Below are 15632 nucleotides of genomic sequence, written 5' to 3' on the forward strand. Positions count from 1 at the left end.
TCATTAAACCATTCTAATGTGTAATTAACTGACTGTCAGAATGGATAGTATGAAATGTGATCAGCGATCGGTTTTTTAATCCTGATAATGGGGAATCTATTATATTAAATGCCGGAAAATCACGATAAGGCTGGAGATATTATTTCCTTACGCCAACCATGATTCTTTCAGTTTTTGCGTGAGGGTAATTGCTGGATTAGAATCATTGTGTCTGAAATTAGTGTAGAATGCCGGCCACGGACTAGAATGTATGATCTATTTTATAGCATTCTATGCTATAAAATGTATTAAAATCAGTTTGTTATGATTGAGTTCTATCATAACGTATTGATTGATATATAACACGACGCCTGTGAAGGCGACAACAGAGGTTGCTCAATGAGCGGTAAGACACAGAAATCTGAAAAGTTACAGAAAATTCTCGCGCGTTCCGGCCACGGTTCCCGCCGCGAAATAGAAGGTTATATTCAACAGGGGCGCGTCAGTGTTGACGGTAAAATTGCGACTTTAGGTGATCGCATTGAAGTTCAACTCGCCACGAAAATCCGTCTTGATGGTCGGATATTAAATATCAAAGAATCACAAAAAGCGGTTTGTCGTGTTCTGGCTTATTACAAACCGGAAGGTGAGCTTTGTACTCGTCATGATCCAGAAGGGCGGCCAACGGTTTTTGATCGTCTGCCTAAATTGCTAGGTTCCCGCTGGATAGCGGTTGGGCGTCTGGATGTGAATACCTGTGGTTTGCTGCTATTTACTACTGATGGTGAGCTGGCTAATCGTTTGATGCATCCAAGCTGTGAAGTTGAACGCGAATATGCTGTCCGTGTCTTTGGTGAAGTTGATGATGCTAAATTGAAACAACTGGCTAAGGGGATTCAACTGGAAGATGGTCCAGCCTCATTCCGCACTATCGCGTTTAAAGGCGGTGAGGGGATGAATCAATGGTATAACGTCACGCTGACAGAAGGACGTAATCGAGAGGTTCGTCGTCTTTGGGAAGCGGTTGGTGTACAGGTGAGCCGCCTTATTCGTGTGTGTTATGGGGATATTGGCTTGCCAAAAGGTTTACCACGCGGGGGATGGACAGAACTGGGTCTGGAGCAAATTAACTATTTGCGTCAATTAGTCGGTTTGAATGAAGAGACGGTTTCCAAAGTAGCAGTGGGACCTGATAAACGTCGCCTTAAAGCTAACCAGATTCGCCGGGCAGTTAAACGCCATGCTCAAGTAGCATCGCGTCCATCGGCAGGAAAACGTCCAGGCAGTTCACGCCAGAATGCGGGGCGAACAACCGCACCAAAAGGCCGTTAAATTTTTTGGGCCTCGTGTCATCACGGGGCCTTTTACCAATCGATCCCTTTTTGTGCCTTAATACCGGCGTCAAAGGCATGCTTTACCGGGCGCATCTCTGTCACGGTATCTGCTATTTCCAATAATTCACGATGACAACCGCGACCGGTGATAATAACGGATTGGTGCTCTGGCCGGTGTTTGAGCGCAGTAATAACTTCTTCCAGAGGAAGATAGCCATAACTTACCATATACGTCAGTTCATCCAAGACAACCAGATCTAAATCGGGATCGGATAACATCTCTAACGCATGGTGCCATACCTGATGGCAGGCTACGGTATCGGTTTCCCGGCTTTGAGTTTCCCAGGTAAAACCTGTCGCCATAACATGGAAATTTACCCCGTGCTGTTCCAACAGATTTTTCTCGCCATTCTCCCATTTACCTTTGATAAATTGGATCACACCGGCACGAAATCCATGACCTATCGCACGGGTCACTGTACCAAATGCAGCGGTGGTTTTGCCTTTACCATTGCCGGTAAAAACGATGAGAATACCCCGTTCTAACTGGGCGGCTTCAATACGGGAATCCACTTTTTCTTTTAGGCGTTGTTGCCTTTTTTGATGCTGGTTGTCATTGATTGTCATTATTCGGCTGGTCCTGCTTTGCGTCCGGGTTGGGCATCAAAACTGATACCTGTTTTATGCAGACTATCGCTGCCCATAAGGTAAAGATACAGTGGCATAATATCTGCTGGTGTTTTCAGTTTAGCAGAATTTTCGTTAGGGAATGCGCGGGCGCGCATATTTGTGCGTGTACCACCGGGATTAATACAATTAACGCGTAGAGAAGTGTGTTTATATTCTGCTGCTAAAACTTGCATCATGCCTTCGGTGGCAAATTTAGAGGCAGAATAGGCTCCCCAACCACAACGACCTTCGCGACCAACGCTCGAACTGGTAAAGATTAATGAGCTGTCAGGCGACTTTAATAATAGTGGCAGCAACGCTTGAGTTAACATAAAGGTCGCATTAACGTTGACTTGCATAACATCATGCCATAATTGCACTGGCTGCTCTGCCATTGGTGCGACAGTCCCCAGTAATCCGGCATTGTGCAATACACCATCTAGGTGTGGATAATGCTGTGCTAAATCGTCAGCGAATGCTTGGCACTTTTCGGCTGTGACGGTCAGCAGATCCATGGTGTGAATAGTTGCAGGAACGCCATCTGCTTGTTCAATCTCATTTTTGACAGCTTCCAGTTTGTGTGTTGTCCTGCCAAGTAAGATAACTTGTGCGCCGTAACGGGCGTAAGTCAAAGCCGCTTCACGACCAATACCCTCGCCAGCGCCTGTCACCAAAATAATACGTTGTTGTAGGAGGTCATGTTTTGGTTGGTAATGTAACATTTGAAGATTTCCTGTTGTTGACGGCGCGATTTATTACCGTCGGAGGCCGTTCGGGCTATCAAAACAGAAAGTTATATATTGAGTCAAATTTGCCAAGGTTGATTGCTCAGGAGTTGATATCCTCTGAAGAACGGGGTTTTACGGAGTACTTACCAAAATCCAAGGATGACAAATTTAAAAGGCACACATGATGTATCATGTTGTGTGTGCGCCATTGACTTATACCGTAAAGGCATATATTATTGCTTCAAATGTACACCAATGGCGCACTGAGACGTGATATTTATTGAGACCCATATCTTCACTGAAGATTGTAAAGAGTTGTTAAGTGACGATGAATATCGTGAGTTTCAGCAATATCTTGCAGACAATCCCGTTGTAGGTGATGTTATCCCACATACTGGTGGCTTACGTAAAGTCAGATGGATATCTAGAGGTAAAGGTAAACGAGGCGGTGTACGCATGATTTATTACTATAAAGTAGATGTCTCACATATTAGGCTGTTGTTGATTTATAAAAAAGGCATTAAGGATGACCTTAGCGAATCAGAGAAGAAAGTCTTGAGAGCATTAAATGAGAGGTGGTAACAATGGATAGTAAATTATTTTCCAGACTAACTGAAAGTATGACACAGATGAACGAAATTATTAACGGCGAACGCGTTGCCTCTCGTGAAACTCACGTTGAAGCCGTGAAAGTAAAGAATATTCGTCAGGCAACCGGTTTAAGCCAGACGGGGTTTGCCAAATTAATATCTGTTAATGTTGGAACTTTGCGTAATTGGGAGCAAGGAAGGCGTGAACCAACTGGACCAGCGAAAGCCTTGTTAAAGGCGATAGAGAAAGATCCAGTTCATGTTTTAAAGGCGTTATCTATGTAATTAGGACGCATAAAAATTTACAAGTCTCGTTTCCTCGAGGCTTTTTTTACTTAAAATCTTCTTATTTCCGCTCAGGTGCGGTAGCTAATAAGGACCTTTTGAAATCTCATCAGATTGATGAAGCTAAACAACAGCAAGTAACTCTGTTACGACAAGCGTCTGAACTGATCCCCATTTCCCCATCTAATGGTGTAGGATTAACGGGTGAGACCGATATACTGGGTGTTTTTATTTGTACATAATTGCGTGCATATTTGTTTTAATTGAATGCCAATCAATTATAATAAATTGTTTTTAAACAAGAAAATTTAAATGTATTTATTCTAGTTATTCAGGTTAAGAAGAAAAGGTGAATTTTGTGGAGTATTTATCTCTTTACGGGTTGTTTTTAGCCAAAGTAGTTACTTTGGTGTTAGCTGTTATTGCTCTGGCGATATTGGGTATTGGCATGGGAATGCGGAAATCCTCACTAAAAGGAGAATTGAAACTAACCGATCTCGGTGAGTCATACCGGGATAAGCAGCGTCAAATGCAGCGGGCGCGCATGACAGAAGCGGAAAGAAAAGTTTGGCAGAAAGAGTTTGATAAGCAACAAAAGCTCGAATCCAAGCAGAAGAAGAGTGACGCTAAGGCAGGTCATAAAGGGTTACAGAAACCTTGTCTTTATGTGCTGGATTTTAAAGGCAGTATGGATGCACATGAAGTCGATTCATTACGTGAAGAGATTAGCGCAATTCTGGCTGTGGCAGATGCAAAAGATGAAGTGTTGTTACGTCTGGAAAGTCCTGGAGGTATGGTGCATGGTTATGGACTGGCGGCTTCTCAGCTTGTCCGTTTGCGCCAGAAAGGCATTCGTTTGACTATCGTCGTAGATAAAGTTGCTGCCAGTGGGGGCTATATGATGGCCTGTGTCGCTGATCGTGTGGTTGCTGCACCTTTTGCCATTATTGGTTCTATTGGCGTGGTCGCTCAGATTCCGAACATTTATAAGCTATTGAAGAAAAATGATATCGATGTGGAACTCCATACGGCTGGTGAATATAAACGTACATTGACTGTGTTGGGAGAAAATACAGAGCAGGGTCGGAAAAAATTTCAGGAAGATCTGAATCAGACTCACGAACTGTTTAAAACGTTTATTCATACGCATCGCCCATCACTTGATGTGGAAAGTGTGGCGACAGGCGAATACTGGTACGGCTCACAGGCGAAAGAGAAGGGATTGATTGACGAAATTGGTGTCAGCGATGATCTGTTGATTGCTCAAATAGATAATTGTGAAGTTATTGGTGTCAGTTATACACGCCGTAAACGCATGGTAGAGCGTTTCACCGGCAGTGCAATGGAAAGTATTGATAAACTGTTATTACGTTGGTGGCAAAGAGGGGAGAAGCCTCTGCTTTGATTGAAATCCCGCTATTTTGAATTAATTATCTTGGCGTACCCCAAGACGTTCAGGGACGCCTTGATATATTGCTTAATTGTAATGTGCTAATTAAACAGAGCGACGCTTATTCTCACGTTTATTATCATGATGCTATTCCCCTGAAAAACCAGATATTTTGGCCCTGTTAAAATATTACAGGTGTTACATAATTTGCTTTACATCTCCCTTACTGCTTGTGATGGGCCGCAGGCTTTTCTACACCAATAGTTGATACTCTGGCTTTGCGTTTATGTGTTCTGTCTGGCTGATTTTTAAACAAATACAAGTCACTTTTGCACAGCGTTATTGGCGTCTTTAAACGCACTATGAAAATCCCCGAAAAATGGCAACTTACAATAATATTCATAAGGAAATAAAGTATTATGGCTATTTCATAATACGATATTCATACCAGTCATGCTGTCATCTCTGTTGCTGATACGGGAGGTGATGGGTTACCGGTCCTCCTTATACACGGTAATTCAAGTTGTAAAGACGTTTTTCGCCATCAAATTAACTGTTTTGGTGACGAATACCGGATTCTAGCTATTGATTTACCAGGACATGGTGCTTCGTCGAATGCAGTGGAGCCACGCCGGACCTATTCGATATCTGGCTATGCCCTTTGCATTATTGAAGTACTGGAAAAATTAGGCATCAATAAAGTTGCTGTTTTCGGATGGTCGCTGGGGGGACATATTGGTTTGGAGTTGATCTCGCGATTCCCAGGGATTGTTGGGATAATGATTTGTGGCACGCCGCCGGTTAGCCCAGGCGCAGAAAATGTCAGTCTTGGATTTAAACCAAGCCGGTTTATGGCAATATCGGGTAAGGCTTCGCTGACAGAAGAGGAGATTACGGATTATACCCTGGCGTTGTATGGAGAAAACGCACTTTGTGAACCATTTTTGAGAGCCGCGGTGGCGCGGACCGATGGTTTGGCCCGGCAGTATATGTCTGAATCGTCGGTTTCACCGGATGTTATGGATCAACGGTTGTTGGTTGAAACAAACCCAACACCGCTAGCTATCGTTAATGGTGTAGAAGATTTATTTGTTAATATTGATTACATTAACGGGATAACCTATAAAAATCTCTGGACTGGTCAGGTGTATAACTTGCTCAACTTAGGGCATGGGCCATTCTGGGAAGCACCAGAGCTGTTTAATCCTTTGATGGCGGGTTTTTTTTCTGATCTCACCTTGGAAGTGTAATTAATACCTGTAGTTTATCGTCAGAGGTGCTTTATATACCCGGCAGATATCTTTTTCATATATCTGCCTATTCATTGTTCAATAAATTTTTGTTATTAATTTTCGAGATAATATTGTTTCGGCAGGATATGCGTCAGGTGTTTGAACATATTGAAAATAGCCGTACTTTTTACTGTGGGTAAACCATTTCCCCTTAGAAAAAATTCACTACTAAGACTAATACATCTCCTTTTTGTTCTACGCTATCTATACCCGTTATCTTTCAAGCTGCCTCTTTGTTGGCTGCACTCACTCACCCCGGTCACATAGTTATCTATGCTCCCGGGGATTCGCTCCCTTGCCGTCGCGATGCAACTCGAAATCTATTAGGTATATATACATTCCATGAATAAAATCTTCTTGTTGGCGGATAATATGGCTGGCTTTTTTTAGTGTTTGTTTACCTTTAATCGGTGTTGTTCCGTTTTGTCTTCCTCTGTCCTTATCAAAAATAATTTGTTGCGCATCATTTTTTATCAGGTAAAGTGTGAACTTTTCATCATGCGAATGGAAGATTTTGTTTACGGTAATCACTTCATTCATTTGCATAGATCATGGGCGGTATCTAAAATACCTTAGATAATTCAATATGTTTCGAGTTTGGGAAAATCAACTGAATAAAAATAAGTTGATATATTGAGAATCTATCGCAATATAAAAAGAGGTTTTAAATACCGTGATATGGCGTGGCGAATTCCACCATCTGAAAAGATAATTAGGTAAAGATAACTATGGGTAAAGCTCTTGTAATAGTGGAGTCCCCGGCAAAGGCCAAAACAATCAACAAATATTTGGGGAGTGACTACGTGGTGAAATCCAGCGTTGGTCATATCCGTGATTTGCCGACCAGTGGCTCAGCCAGCCAAAAGAGTTCGAGCTCATCTACCGATAAGTCTAAGAAGAAGGTTAAAAAAGATGAGAAAGCTGTATTAGTCAACCGTATGGGGGTTGATCCATACCATGGTTGGGAAGCGAATTATCAGATTTTGCCGGGCAAAGAGAAGGTCGTGGCAGAGCTGAAATCACTGGCTGAAAAAGTTGATCATGTTTATCTCGCAACGGATCTTGACCGCGAGGGAGAAGCCATTGCATGGCACTTGCGGGAAGTGATTGGGGGTGATGGTGATCGTTTTAGCCGGGTTGTTTTTAATGAAATCACTAAAAATGCCATCAAACAGGCATTTGATAATCCGGGTGAATTAAATACTCACCGGATAAATGCTCAACAAGCTCGTCGTTTTATGGATCGAGTCGTGGGTTATATGGTTTCTCCGCTACTGTGGAAAAAGGTCGCCAGAGGGCTTTCCGCCGGTCGTGTTCAATCGGTGGCGGTACGTCTTGTGGTAGAAAGAGAGCGTGAAATTAAAGCGTTTGTACCAGTAGAATATTGGCAATTACATGCTGATTTGCTGGTGAAAGGTGAAATTTCACTGCATATGGAAGTGACCCATCGGTTGGGTAAACCGTTTAAGCCGGTTACTAGTGAACAAACTCAAGCCGCCGTCTCTTTACTGGAAAAAGCCCGTTACAAAGTGATTGATCGTGAAGATCGTCCAACATCCAGTAAACCGAGTGCGCCATTTATCACATCTACATTGCAACAGGCAGCTAGCACGCGTTTAGGGTTTGGTGTTAAAAAGACCATGATGATGGCTCAGCGTTTGTATGAGGCCGGATATATTACTTATATGCGTACTGATTCAACTAATTTGAGTCAGGATGCGTTGGATATGGTTCGTAGTTATATCAGTGATAATTTTGGCGATAAATACCTGCCAAAAGCAGCCAATACCTACAGCAGTAAAGAGAATTCACAGGAAGCGCATGAAGCGATTCGTCCTTCCAGTGTTGATATCGTGGCAGAACAACTGAAAGATATGGATGCGGATGCACAGAAGCTGTATCAGCTAATCTGGCGTCAGTTTGTGGCTTGTCAGATGACACCGGCGAAATACGATTCCACAACATTGACGGTACAGGCGGGTGATTTCGAATTGCGGGCCAAAGGTCGTATATTGCGTTTTGATGGCTGGACAAAAGTGATGCCTGTATTGCGCAAAGGTGACGAAGACCGCATGCTGCCGGTTGTTGAAATTGGTACAGAACTTGATTTGCAACAACTGATCCCAAGCCAACACTTTACTAAACCACCGGCGCGTTATAGTGAGGCATCCTTGGTTAAAGAGCTGGAGAAACGCAGTATAGGTCGGCCATCCACTTATGCTTCCATTATCTCTACGATTCAAGAGCGTGGTTATGTTCGCGTGGAGAGTCGCCGTTTCTACTCAGAGAAAATGGGGGAAATTGTTACTGATCGTCTGGAAGAAAATTTCAACGAGCTGATGAGTTATGATTTTACTGCGCGAATGGAAGATCAGCTTGATCAGGTTGCAAGTAACAAAGTCGAATGGAAAGGGGTTTTGGATGAGTTTTTCACGGATTTTAGTGAGCAACTAGACGTCGCCAATAAAGAGCCAGAAGATGGTGGTATGCGGCCCAATCCGATGGTCATTACCTCTATTGAGTGTCCGACATGTCAGCGCTCCATGGGCATTCGAACGGCAACCACCGGCGTTTTCCTAGGTTGCTCTGGTTATGCGTTATCACCCAAAGAGCGTTGTAAGCAGACAATAAATCTTATCCCTGAAAATGAAATTCTTAATGTCTTGGAAGGGGATGAGGCGGAAACCAACGCATTGCGTGCCCGTCGTCGCTGTAAAAAATGTGGTACAGCGATGGACAGTTACCTTATTGATAGCCAACGTAAATTACATGTTTGTGGTAATAACCCTGCTTGTGATGGTTATGAAGTGGAAGAGGGCGAATTTCGCATTAAGGGATATGACGGTCCTGTTATCGAATGTGATAAATGTGGCGCTGAAATGCACCTGAAAATGGGGCGTTTTGGTAAATACATGGGCTGTACTGATGAAACTTGTAAAAATACCCGCAAAATCTTGCGTAGTGGGGATGTCGCGCCGCCAAAAGAAGATCCGGTTCCGCTACCAGAGCTTCCTTGTGAAAAATCTGATGCCTATTTTGTATTGCGTGATGGTGCAGCCGGTGTATTTTTAGCAGCAAATACTTTCCCTAAATCCAGAGAAACCAGAGCGCCGTTGGTAGAAGAATTAGCGCGTTTTAAAGAGCGTTTGCCGGAGAAATTACGCTATCTGGCGGATGCGCCTGTGGCTGATGCTGAAGGCAATAAAACAGTTATCCGTTTTAGCCGTAAGACTAAACAGCAATATGCTTCTTCAGAGAAAAATGGCAAGGCAACGGGGTGGAGTGCGTTTTATGTTGATGGAAAATGGGTTGAGAAAGATAAAAAGTAACAATTTCTGATAGAATCAACACTCTCTTTTTCTCAGGAAAGGGATTATTTTCTTCTATTAAGCCAACCTTATAGGTTGGCTTTTTTCGCCTATCGGCATTATCTTAAAATATATGAATTAGAATCCCGCTAAACATTCATTATGAATTTTTAATTATTCGTTATATAAATATATAATCGTGTTATAGTGGTTATATGCGGCAACAATATTATTTCTATTCGTTATAATAAATAGCAAACAGCAATATCAGTCTAGGTTTCTAAGTCATAATTGTTCACAGCGTTTATTTTGGGATGGTGTTTATATGAAATTGCAACAGCTTCGTTACATCGTGGAGGTGGTAAACCACAACCTTAATGTTTCATCTACGGCAGAAGGACTGTATACATCTCAACCAGGGATCAGTAAGCAGGTTAGAATGCTTGAAGATGAATTAGGCATTCAGATTTTTTCCCGTAGTGGTAAGCACCTGACGCATGTTACTCCCGCAGGTGAAGAGGTTGTCCGAATTTCTCGTGAAGTATTATCTAAGATTGATGCAATACGGTCAGTTGCTAGTGAACATACTTATCCAAATCGTGGTTCGCTATATATTGCTACTACCCATACACAGGCTCGTTATGCATTACCTCCTGTGATTAAAGGCTTTATTGAACGTTATCCGCAGGTCTCTTTACACATGCATCAGGGGTCGCCAACGCAAATTGCTGAAGCTGTGAGTAAAGGTAGTGCTGATTTTGCTATTGCAACTGAGGCACTGCATTTATATGAAGATTTGATAATGTTGCCTTGTTACCATTGGAACAGGACGCTGGTGGTGACGTCGGATCACCCGCTGGCAGGTAAAGAGAGTGTTTCAATTGAAGAATTGGCTGAATATCAACTGGTCACTTATACATTCGGTTTTACCGGTCGTTCTGAGTTAGATGTCGCATTCGATAAAGTGGGCTTAAAGCCTAAAATTGTTTTTACTGCGACGGATGCTGATGTCATTAAAACTTATGTCCGGTTAGGATTAGGTGTGGGGGTTATTGCCAACATGGCGGTTGATCCGGTGCAGGATAAAGACCTTGTTTGCATTGATATGCGTGATAAATTTAGCTACAGCACAACTAAGATTGGTTTTCGTCGCAGTAGTTTCTTGCGCAGCTACATGTATGATTTTATGTGGCGTTTCGCGCCTCACCTGACGCGTGATGTTATTGATCAGGCAGTTGCTTTACGCTCAAATGAAGATATCGAAGTCATGTTCAAAGATATCAAATTACCCATCGTATAATAAAATAATTAGGGAGCTAATGATTGCTATTGGCTCCCTAATTTTGTTTATCAGATGGATTCAAACTCACCACTGAAGAAATCATCAGAATCTTCTATTGATGTTTTTCTTTGTTTGTTGATGAAATTATCAAAACTGGCTTTAATCTCTGGATGTTCGAGCGCCTCATAGTCTAAAACCGATATTAAGGATGAATACTCAAAATCAATATTGATATTTTCATTAGAAGCACAGCTTGATAAAAAGTTTGAATTAGTGCTATCAAAATTAACTCGATAGAGTTTTAGTTTCGGAATATATACTGTCTTCTCTCCTACAATCAAAGTATCGATAGCAATCGTCAGTGTCACAGTAGAATAAAAGCCTTTATTTTTCCGTATGCCTAAACGAATCGTTTCCCCTTGTTTGGTAAGAAAGTTAGCGAAATCTGGCAGCATATCTGTATTTTCGAATACAACCACATTCATAATGAAATTAAGGAAACTTTTTGAGATGCTTAAACCGTTTAACGAATCTGTGTAGCTTTTTGATTCAACTTTACTCGTACCCATTAAAGGTAATTTGTTAACGACTTTAGTCCAAAAGTCCATATCTGTTTTATATTGCTCGCCATACTTTTCTGCGTATTTATTGACATAATTGGTTGCGATGGAGGAAAGTGCAATTAATGTTTGACTTAAATTATTAGTTTTCTCTATAACATCTGGTTTATCAGATAATTGTTTGGCTATAATGAACTGAACTAAACCATCCTTTTCATTATATTTATTGGTGTTTTCTATATTAAAATAAGCGTCGTCGATGTGAAAGAACGTATTAGCTTCATTGATTTTTGCGATATGTTCCTGATTATTCGTAATTGCGTTTTTTATATCCATTATTTTGTCCTTGTTTTTTTATTGATAATTTGAATCCAATTGAATTGTTAGCGGGGTAATTCTAGCTGATTATCATTCGATTGTTTACCCAACTAAATTATCAAAATTTGTTACTGAAATTCTGATAGATACACTGAATTGACCCATTGTGCGGTAATAAGAAACAAATATTTGCTTATATGTTATGTTTAATTTGTGCCATTATCATTAACTGCCTATCTCAATAAGGCTATTGGGGTAGGCGCTAAAGTGGTTTTGAGTTATGCCAGTATAAGAAGAAGGAGGAGTTATGTCGTTTGATTTGAAAAAAGTTTGTGTTTCAACACTTTCCGCTGCAAGTAAACAATATGATTATTACAGCTTACCACTGGTTGCTAAACATTTGGGTGATATTTCCCGTTTGCCCAAATCAATGAAAGTTCTTCTGGAAAATCTTCTTCGCAATATTGATGGCAATTCTGTTGTTGATGATGATTTGAAAGCAATTGTTGATTGGCAAAATACCGGCCATGCAGACAGAGAAATTGCTTACCGGCCAGCACGTGTATTAATGCAGGATTTCACCGGGGTGCCTGCCGTTGTTGATTTAGCGGCCATGAGAAAAGCGGTTCAGCGCCTTGGTGGTGATGTTGAACAAGTTAATCCACTATCACCCGTTGATTTGGTTATTGACCATTCAGTTATGGTGGATAAATTCGGCACGCAAAAAGCCTTTGAACAAAATGTTCAATTAGAAATGGAACGTAACTACGAGCGTTATCTCTTTCTGCGTTGGGGGCAAAAAGCCTTTAACCGTTTTCGTGTTGTCCCGCCAGGAACCGGAATTTGCCATCAGGTAAACCTGGAGTATCTGGGTAAAACGGTTTGGCATGAAATGCATAACGGACGGGAGCTGGCTTATCCCGATACCTTGGTTGGTACCGATTCTCATACCACCATGATCAATGGTCTCGGTGTTCTGGGATGGGGTGTGGGTGGTATTGAAGCTGAAGCGGCTATGTTAGGGCAACCTGTTTCCATGCTTATTCCTGATGTGGTGGGTTTTAAACTTACCGGCAAGTTATGCGAAGGGATTACTGCAACAGACCTTGTACTGACAGTGACTCAAATGCTGCGTAAACATGGCGTGGTCGGGAAATTTGTTGAATTTTATGGAGATGGATTAGCTGATTTGCCGCTGGCGGACAGGGCAACCATTGCCAATATGTCACCGGAATATGGTGCAACTTGCGGTTTCTTCCCGGTGGATGATATTACCCTGAGCTATATGCGATTGACAGGGCGTACAGAACAGCAGATTGGGCTGGTAGAAGCCTATTGTAAGATCCAAGGATTATGGCGAAATCTCGGTGATGAACCGGTATTTACCAGTAATCTTGAGCTGGACATGTCGACGGTGGAAGCGAGCCTCGCTGGACCGAAACGCCCGCAAGACAGAGTGGCTTTAGCGCGAGTACCTCAGGTGTTTCAGTCAGCCATTGATCTGGAACTGAATAAATCCCAGGGGAAAGCCACCTCAGCGTCAGTGAATCTGGATAACCGGAAGTATGAGTTAGAAGAGGGTGCGGTCGTCATTGCTGCAATTACTTCTTGTACCAACACATCTAATCCCAGTGTGTTGATGGCCGCAGGGTTGTTGGCGAAAAAAGCGGTTGAGAAGGGTCTTAAACGCCAACCTTGGGTGAAAACCTCACTGGCGCCCGGTTCGAAAGTGGTAACAAATTACCTTGAATTGGCGGGTTTGATGCCGTATCTGGAGAAACTGGGCTTCAATCTGGTTGGTTACGGTTGCACAACTTGCATTGGTAACTCTGGGCCATTGCCTGAATCTATTGAAACTGCGATTAAGCAAGCTGATCTTACCGTTGGTGCGGTCCTTTCTGGCAACCGCAACTTTGAAGGGCGTATCCATCCTCTGATAAAAACTAACTGGCTAGCGTCGCCGCCGTTAATTGTGGCGTATGCTTTATCTGGCAGCATGAAAAAGGATTTGACTAAAGATCCTCTTGGTCAAGATCAACAAGGCAATGATATCTATTTGAAGGATATATGGCCTGATAGCAAAGAAATTGCTGAAGCTGTCGATCAAATTAAGGCTGATATGTTTCACAAAGAGTATGCGGAAGTCTTTGATGGTGATGAAACATGGCAATCGCTGGACGTTGCGAGCTCTGCAACTTATCACTTCCAGCCTGATTCTACTTATATTCGCCATCCGCCATTCTTTAGTGAGATGACCGTAGAGCCAGAAGCAATAACGGATATTCATGGCGCGAATATATTGGCTATTCTTGGGGATTCTGTAACTACAGACCATATTTCTCCGGCAGGGAATATCAAAGCTGACAGTCCGGCAGGGCGTTATCTCCAGGAACATGGTGTTGAACCTAAGGATTTTAACTCTTACGGCTCAAGGCGCGGCAATCATGAGGTCATGATGCGCGGAACGTTTGCCAATATCCGTATCCGTAATGAGATGATTTCTGGTGTAGAAGGAGGATATACCCGCCATATTCCGTCACAGACACAATTAGCGATTTATGATGCGGCAATGCGTTATCAGGAAGAAAAAACACCATTGGCTATCATTGCGGGCAAAGAATATGGTTCTGGTTCGAGCCGCGACTGGGCAGCGAAGGGTACTCTATTATTGGGAGTCAGGGTGGTGATTACGGAATCATTTGAGCGTATTCACCGTTCGAACCTGATTGGTATGGGGGTATTGCCATTGGAATTTCCTCAGGGCGTAAATCGTAAGACGTTAAATCTGCGAGGGGATGAGACAATTGATATTGAAGGGATGAATAACCTCAAGCCGGGACAGATTGTACCGGTGAAAGTGACTTATGTGGATGGGCGTAAGGAAATCATTCATGCTCAATGTCGTATTGATACCAGAACTGAACTGGATTATTTCCGCCACGGCGGTATTTTGCATTACGTTATTCGCCACATGTTGAAATAGTCTTTACAGCATATACTAAAGACGGCACTGATTTATTTGAGCGCCGTCTTTTCCAGCTAGCTTACTGAGCAACTAATTTTGCTCAGATAACAAATGACCCATTTTTCTGGCTTTGGTATCCAAATAATAAGCATTTTTAGGATTCCGGCCAGTAATTAATGGAACACGTTCTACAATATTAATACCTGCTTCGGTCATAATTTCCATTTTTTTGGGATTATTTGTCAGCAGACGAATAGCTTGAACACCGAGTAATTTATACATATCTGCACATAAGGTGAAATCACGCTCATCGGCGGCGAAACCTAACTGATGGTTAGCTTCTACAGTATCGATACCGTTATCCTGTAACGCATAAGCACGAATTTTATTGATTAAGCCAATATTACGGCCTTCTTGCCGATGGTAAAGTAATACACCTCGCCCTTCTTTAGCAATCTGAGCAAGGGCGGCTTCAAGTTGAAAACCGCAATCACAACGTAGACTAAACAGGGCGTCACCGGTCAGACATTCTGAATGGATCCTGGAAAGGACAGGTTCATTGCCAGAAATAGTACCGTATATTAATGCGACATGATCTCGACCTGTGGCGGTTTCTTCAAAGCCGACCATTAAAAAATCACCCCAAGGAGTGGGTAACTTGGCCTCAGCGACGCGTTTTAATTGCATTTTATTGTTCATATGTTGATTCAGACTCGTTACAAGACATAGATGTGAAAAACAATACCGGTCTGGGAAATCAGTGGACACTGTGTAAAAGATTTTCTCTGATTATAATGCGGCTATATTTTGCCATATTTACTGCAAATTATCTGTCAAAAACTTTGAAATAATCATGTATAAATGGCAGTGATAACACTAACATGTTAACGCTGAACAGGTTTTTAAAATGTGTATATACCTAATAGATTTCG

At 42.3% G+C, this 15632-nt stretch carries 14 protein-coding genes and 1 pseudogene; 9 read left to right on the forward strand and 6 right to left on the reverse strand.

Features of this window, described 5'->3' with window-relative positions:
* Positions 1-378: 378 nt before the first annotated feature.
* Entirely contained in the window at positions 379-1311 is a 933-nt protein-coding gene (gene rluB, locus KZ793_RS09745; RefSeq protein ID WP_225815157.1) for a 23S rRNA pseudouridine(2605) synthase RluB, read from the forward strand.
* Positions 1312-1343: 32 nt separating this feature from the next.
* Here the strand turns inward: rluB and cobO are convergent, their stop codons facing one another.
* Together cobO and KZ793_RS09755 are read right to left on the reverse strand one after the other, a co-directional pair.
* Entirely contained in the window at positions 1344-1940 is a 597-nt protein-coding gene (cobO, locus tag KZ793_RS09750) for a cob(I)yrinic acid a,c-diamide adenosyltransferase (RefSeq protein WP_255619258.1), read from the reverse strand.
* Positions 1940-2704, reverse strand: coding sequence for a YciK family oxidoreductase (locus tag KZ793_RS09755; protein ID WP_225815158.1), 765 nt, complete (start codon positions 2702-2704; stop codon positions 1940-1942). Before KZ793_RS09755 ends, cobO begins: the two co-directional genes overlap by 1 nt.
* Positions 2705-2980: 276 nt before the next feature.
* Between KZ793_RS09755 and KZ793_RS09760 the strand changes: the two genes are divergently transcribed.
* From KZ793_RS09760 to KZ793_RS09780, 5 genes are all read left to right on the forward strand, one after another.
* On the forward strand, positions 2981-3292 hold the full coding sequence (locus tag KZ793_RS09760) for a type II toxin-antitoxin system RelE/ParE family toxin (RefSeq protein WP_225815159.1): 312 nt from the start codon (positions 2981-2983) through the stop codon (positions 3290-3292).
* Positions 3293-3294: 2 nt separating this feature from the next.
* On the forward strand, positions 3295-3585 hold the full coding sequence (locus tag KZ793_RS09765) for a helix-turn-helix domain-containing protein (protein ID WP_225815160.1): 291 nt from the start codon (positions 3295-3297) through the stop codon (positions 3583-3585).
* A 98-nt stretch (positions 3586-3683) separates the two neighbouring features.
* Entirely contained in the window at positions 3684-3827 is a 144-nt protein-coding gene (locus KZ793_RS09770; protein WP_225815161.1) for a hypothetical protein, read from the forward strand.
* Positions 3828-3943: 116 nt separating this feature from the next.
* On the forward strand, positions 3944-4990 hold the full coding sequence (sohB, locus tag KZ793_RS09775; RefSeq protein ID WP_225815162.1) for a protease SohB: 1047 nt from the start codon (positions 3944-3946) through the stop codon (positions 4988-4990).
* A gap of 491 nt (positions 4991-5481) precedes the next feature.
* Complete coding sequence (locus tag KZ793_RS09780) at positions 5482-6225, forward strand: alpha/beta fold hydrolase (protein ID WP_225815438.1); 744 nt, start codon at positions 5482-5484, stop codon at positions 6223-6225.
* A gap of 95 nt (positions 6226-6320) precedes the next feature.
* Here KZ793_RS09780 and KZ793_RS09785 read toward each other — a convergent pair.
* Positions 6321-6472: pseudogene (locus KZ793_RS09785) on the reverse strand (DUF2498 family protein); the annotation flags it as partial.
* A gap of 62 nt (positions 6473-6534) precedes the next feature.
* Positions 6535-6807: a hypothetical protein gene (locus tag KZ793_RS09790; protein WP_225815163.1), complete on the reverse strand. Its 273-nt coding sequence runs from the start codon at positions 6805-6807 to the stop codon at positions 6535-6537.
* Positions 6808-6995: 188 nt separating this feature from the next.
* Between KZ793_RS09790 and topA the strand changes: the two genes are divergently transcribed.
* A complete protein-coding gene (gene topA / locus KZ793_RS09795; protein WP_225815164.1) occupies positions 6996-9596 on the forward strand; it encodes a type I DNA topoisomerase in 2601 nt (866 codons plus the stop codon).
* 304 nt (positions 9597-9900) lie between these two features.
* Positions 9901-10875: an HTH-type transcriptional regulator CysB gene (gene cysB / locus KZ793_RS09800; RefSeq protein ID WP_225815165.1), complete on the forward strand. Its 975-nt coding sequence runs from the start codon at positions 9901-9903 to the stop codon at positions 10873-10875.
* A 50-nt stretch (positions 10876-10925) separates the two neighbouring features.
* Here the strand turns inward: cysB and KZ793_RS09805 are convergent, their stop codons facing one another.
* Positions 10926-11753, reverse strand: a complete 828-nt coding sequence (locus tag KZ793_RS09805) for a hypothetical protein (RefSeq protein ID WP_225815166.1) — start codon at positions 11751-11753, stop codon at positions 10926-10928.
* Between the two features lie 289 nt (positions 11754-12042).
* Between KZ793_RS09805 and acnA the strand changes: the two genes are divergently transcribed.
* Positions 12043-14718 carry an aconitate hydratase AcnA gene (gene acnA, locus KZ793_RS09810; protein WP_225815167.1) on the forward strand — a complete coding sequence of 892 codons (2676 nt, stop codon included), beginning with the start codon at positions 12043-12045 and terminating at the stop codon, positions 14716-14718.
* Between the two features lie 72 nt (positions 14719-14790).
* Here acnA and ribA read toward each other — a convergent pair whose 3' ends face one another.
* Positions 14791-15399, reverse strand: coding sequence for a GTP cyclohydrolase II (gene ribA / locus KZ793_RS09815; protein WP_225815168.1), 609 nt, complete (start codon positions 15397-15399; stop codon positions 14791-14793).
* Between the last annotated feature and the right edge of the window lie 233 nt (positions 15400-15632).

The sequence above is a fragment of the Photorhabdus antumapuensis genome, from assembly GCF_020387775.1.
In the GTDB taxonomy this organism is placed as follows: domain Bacteria; phylum Pseudomonadota; class Gammaproteobacteria; order Enterobacterales; family Enterobacteriaceae; genus Photorhabdus; species Photorhabdus antumapuensis.

Coding starts and splice junctions, on each gene's coding strand:
- rluB (WP_225815157.1), top strand. CDS start 379: ATGAGCGGTAAGACACAGAAATCTGAAAAGTTACAGAAAATTCTCGCG.
- cobO (WP_255619258.1), bottom strand. CDS start 1,940: ATGACAATCAATGACAACCAGCATCAAAAAAGGCAACAACGCCTAAAA.
- KZ793_RS09755 (WP_225815158.1), bottom strand. CDS start 2,704: ATGTTACATTACCAACCAAAACATGACCTCCTACAACAACGTATTATT.
- KZ793_RS09765 (WP_225815160.1), top strand. CDS start 3,295: ATGGATAGTAAATTATTTTCCAGACTAACTGAAAGTATGACACAGATG.
- KZ793_RS09790 (WP_225815163.1), bottom strand. CDS start 6,807: ATGAATGAAGTGATTACCGTAAACAAAATCTTCCATTCGCATGATGAA.
- topA (WP_225815164.1), top strand. CDS start 6,996: ATGGGTAAAGCTCTTGTAATAGTGGAGTCCCCGGCAAAGGCCAAAACA.
- cysB (WP_225815165.1), top strand. CDS start 9,901: ATGAAATTGCAACAGCTTCGTTACATCGTGGAGGTGGTAAACCACAAC.
- KZ793_RS09805 (WP_225815166.1), bottom strand. CDS start 11,753: ATGGATATAAAAAACGCAATTACGAATAATCAGGAACATATCGCAAAA.
- acnA (WP_225815167.1), top strand. CDS start 12,043: ATGTCGTTTGATTTGAAAAAAGTTTGTGTTTCAACACTTTCCGCTGCA.
- ribA (WP_225815168.1), bottom strand. CDS start 15,399: ATGAACAATAAAATGCAATTAAAACGCGTCGCTGAGGCCAAGTTACCC.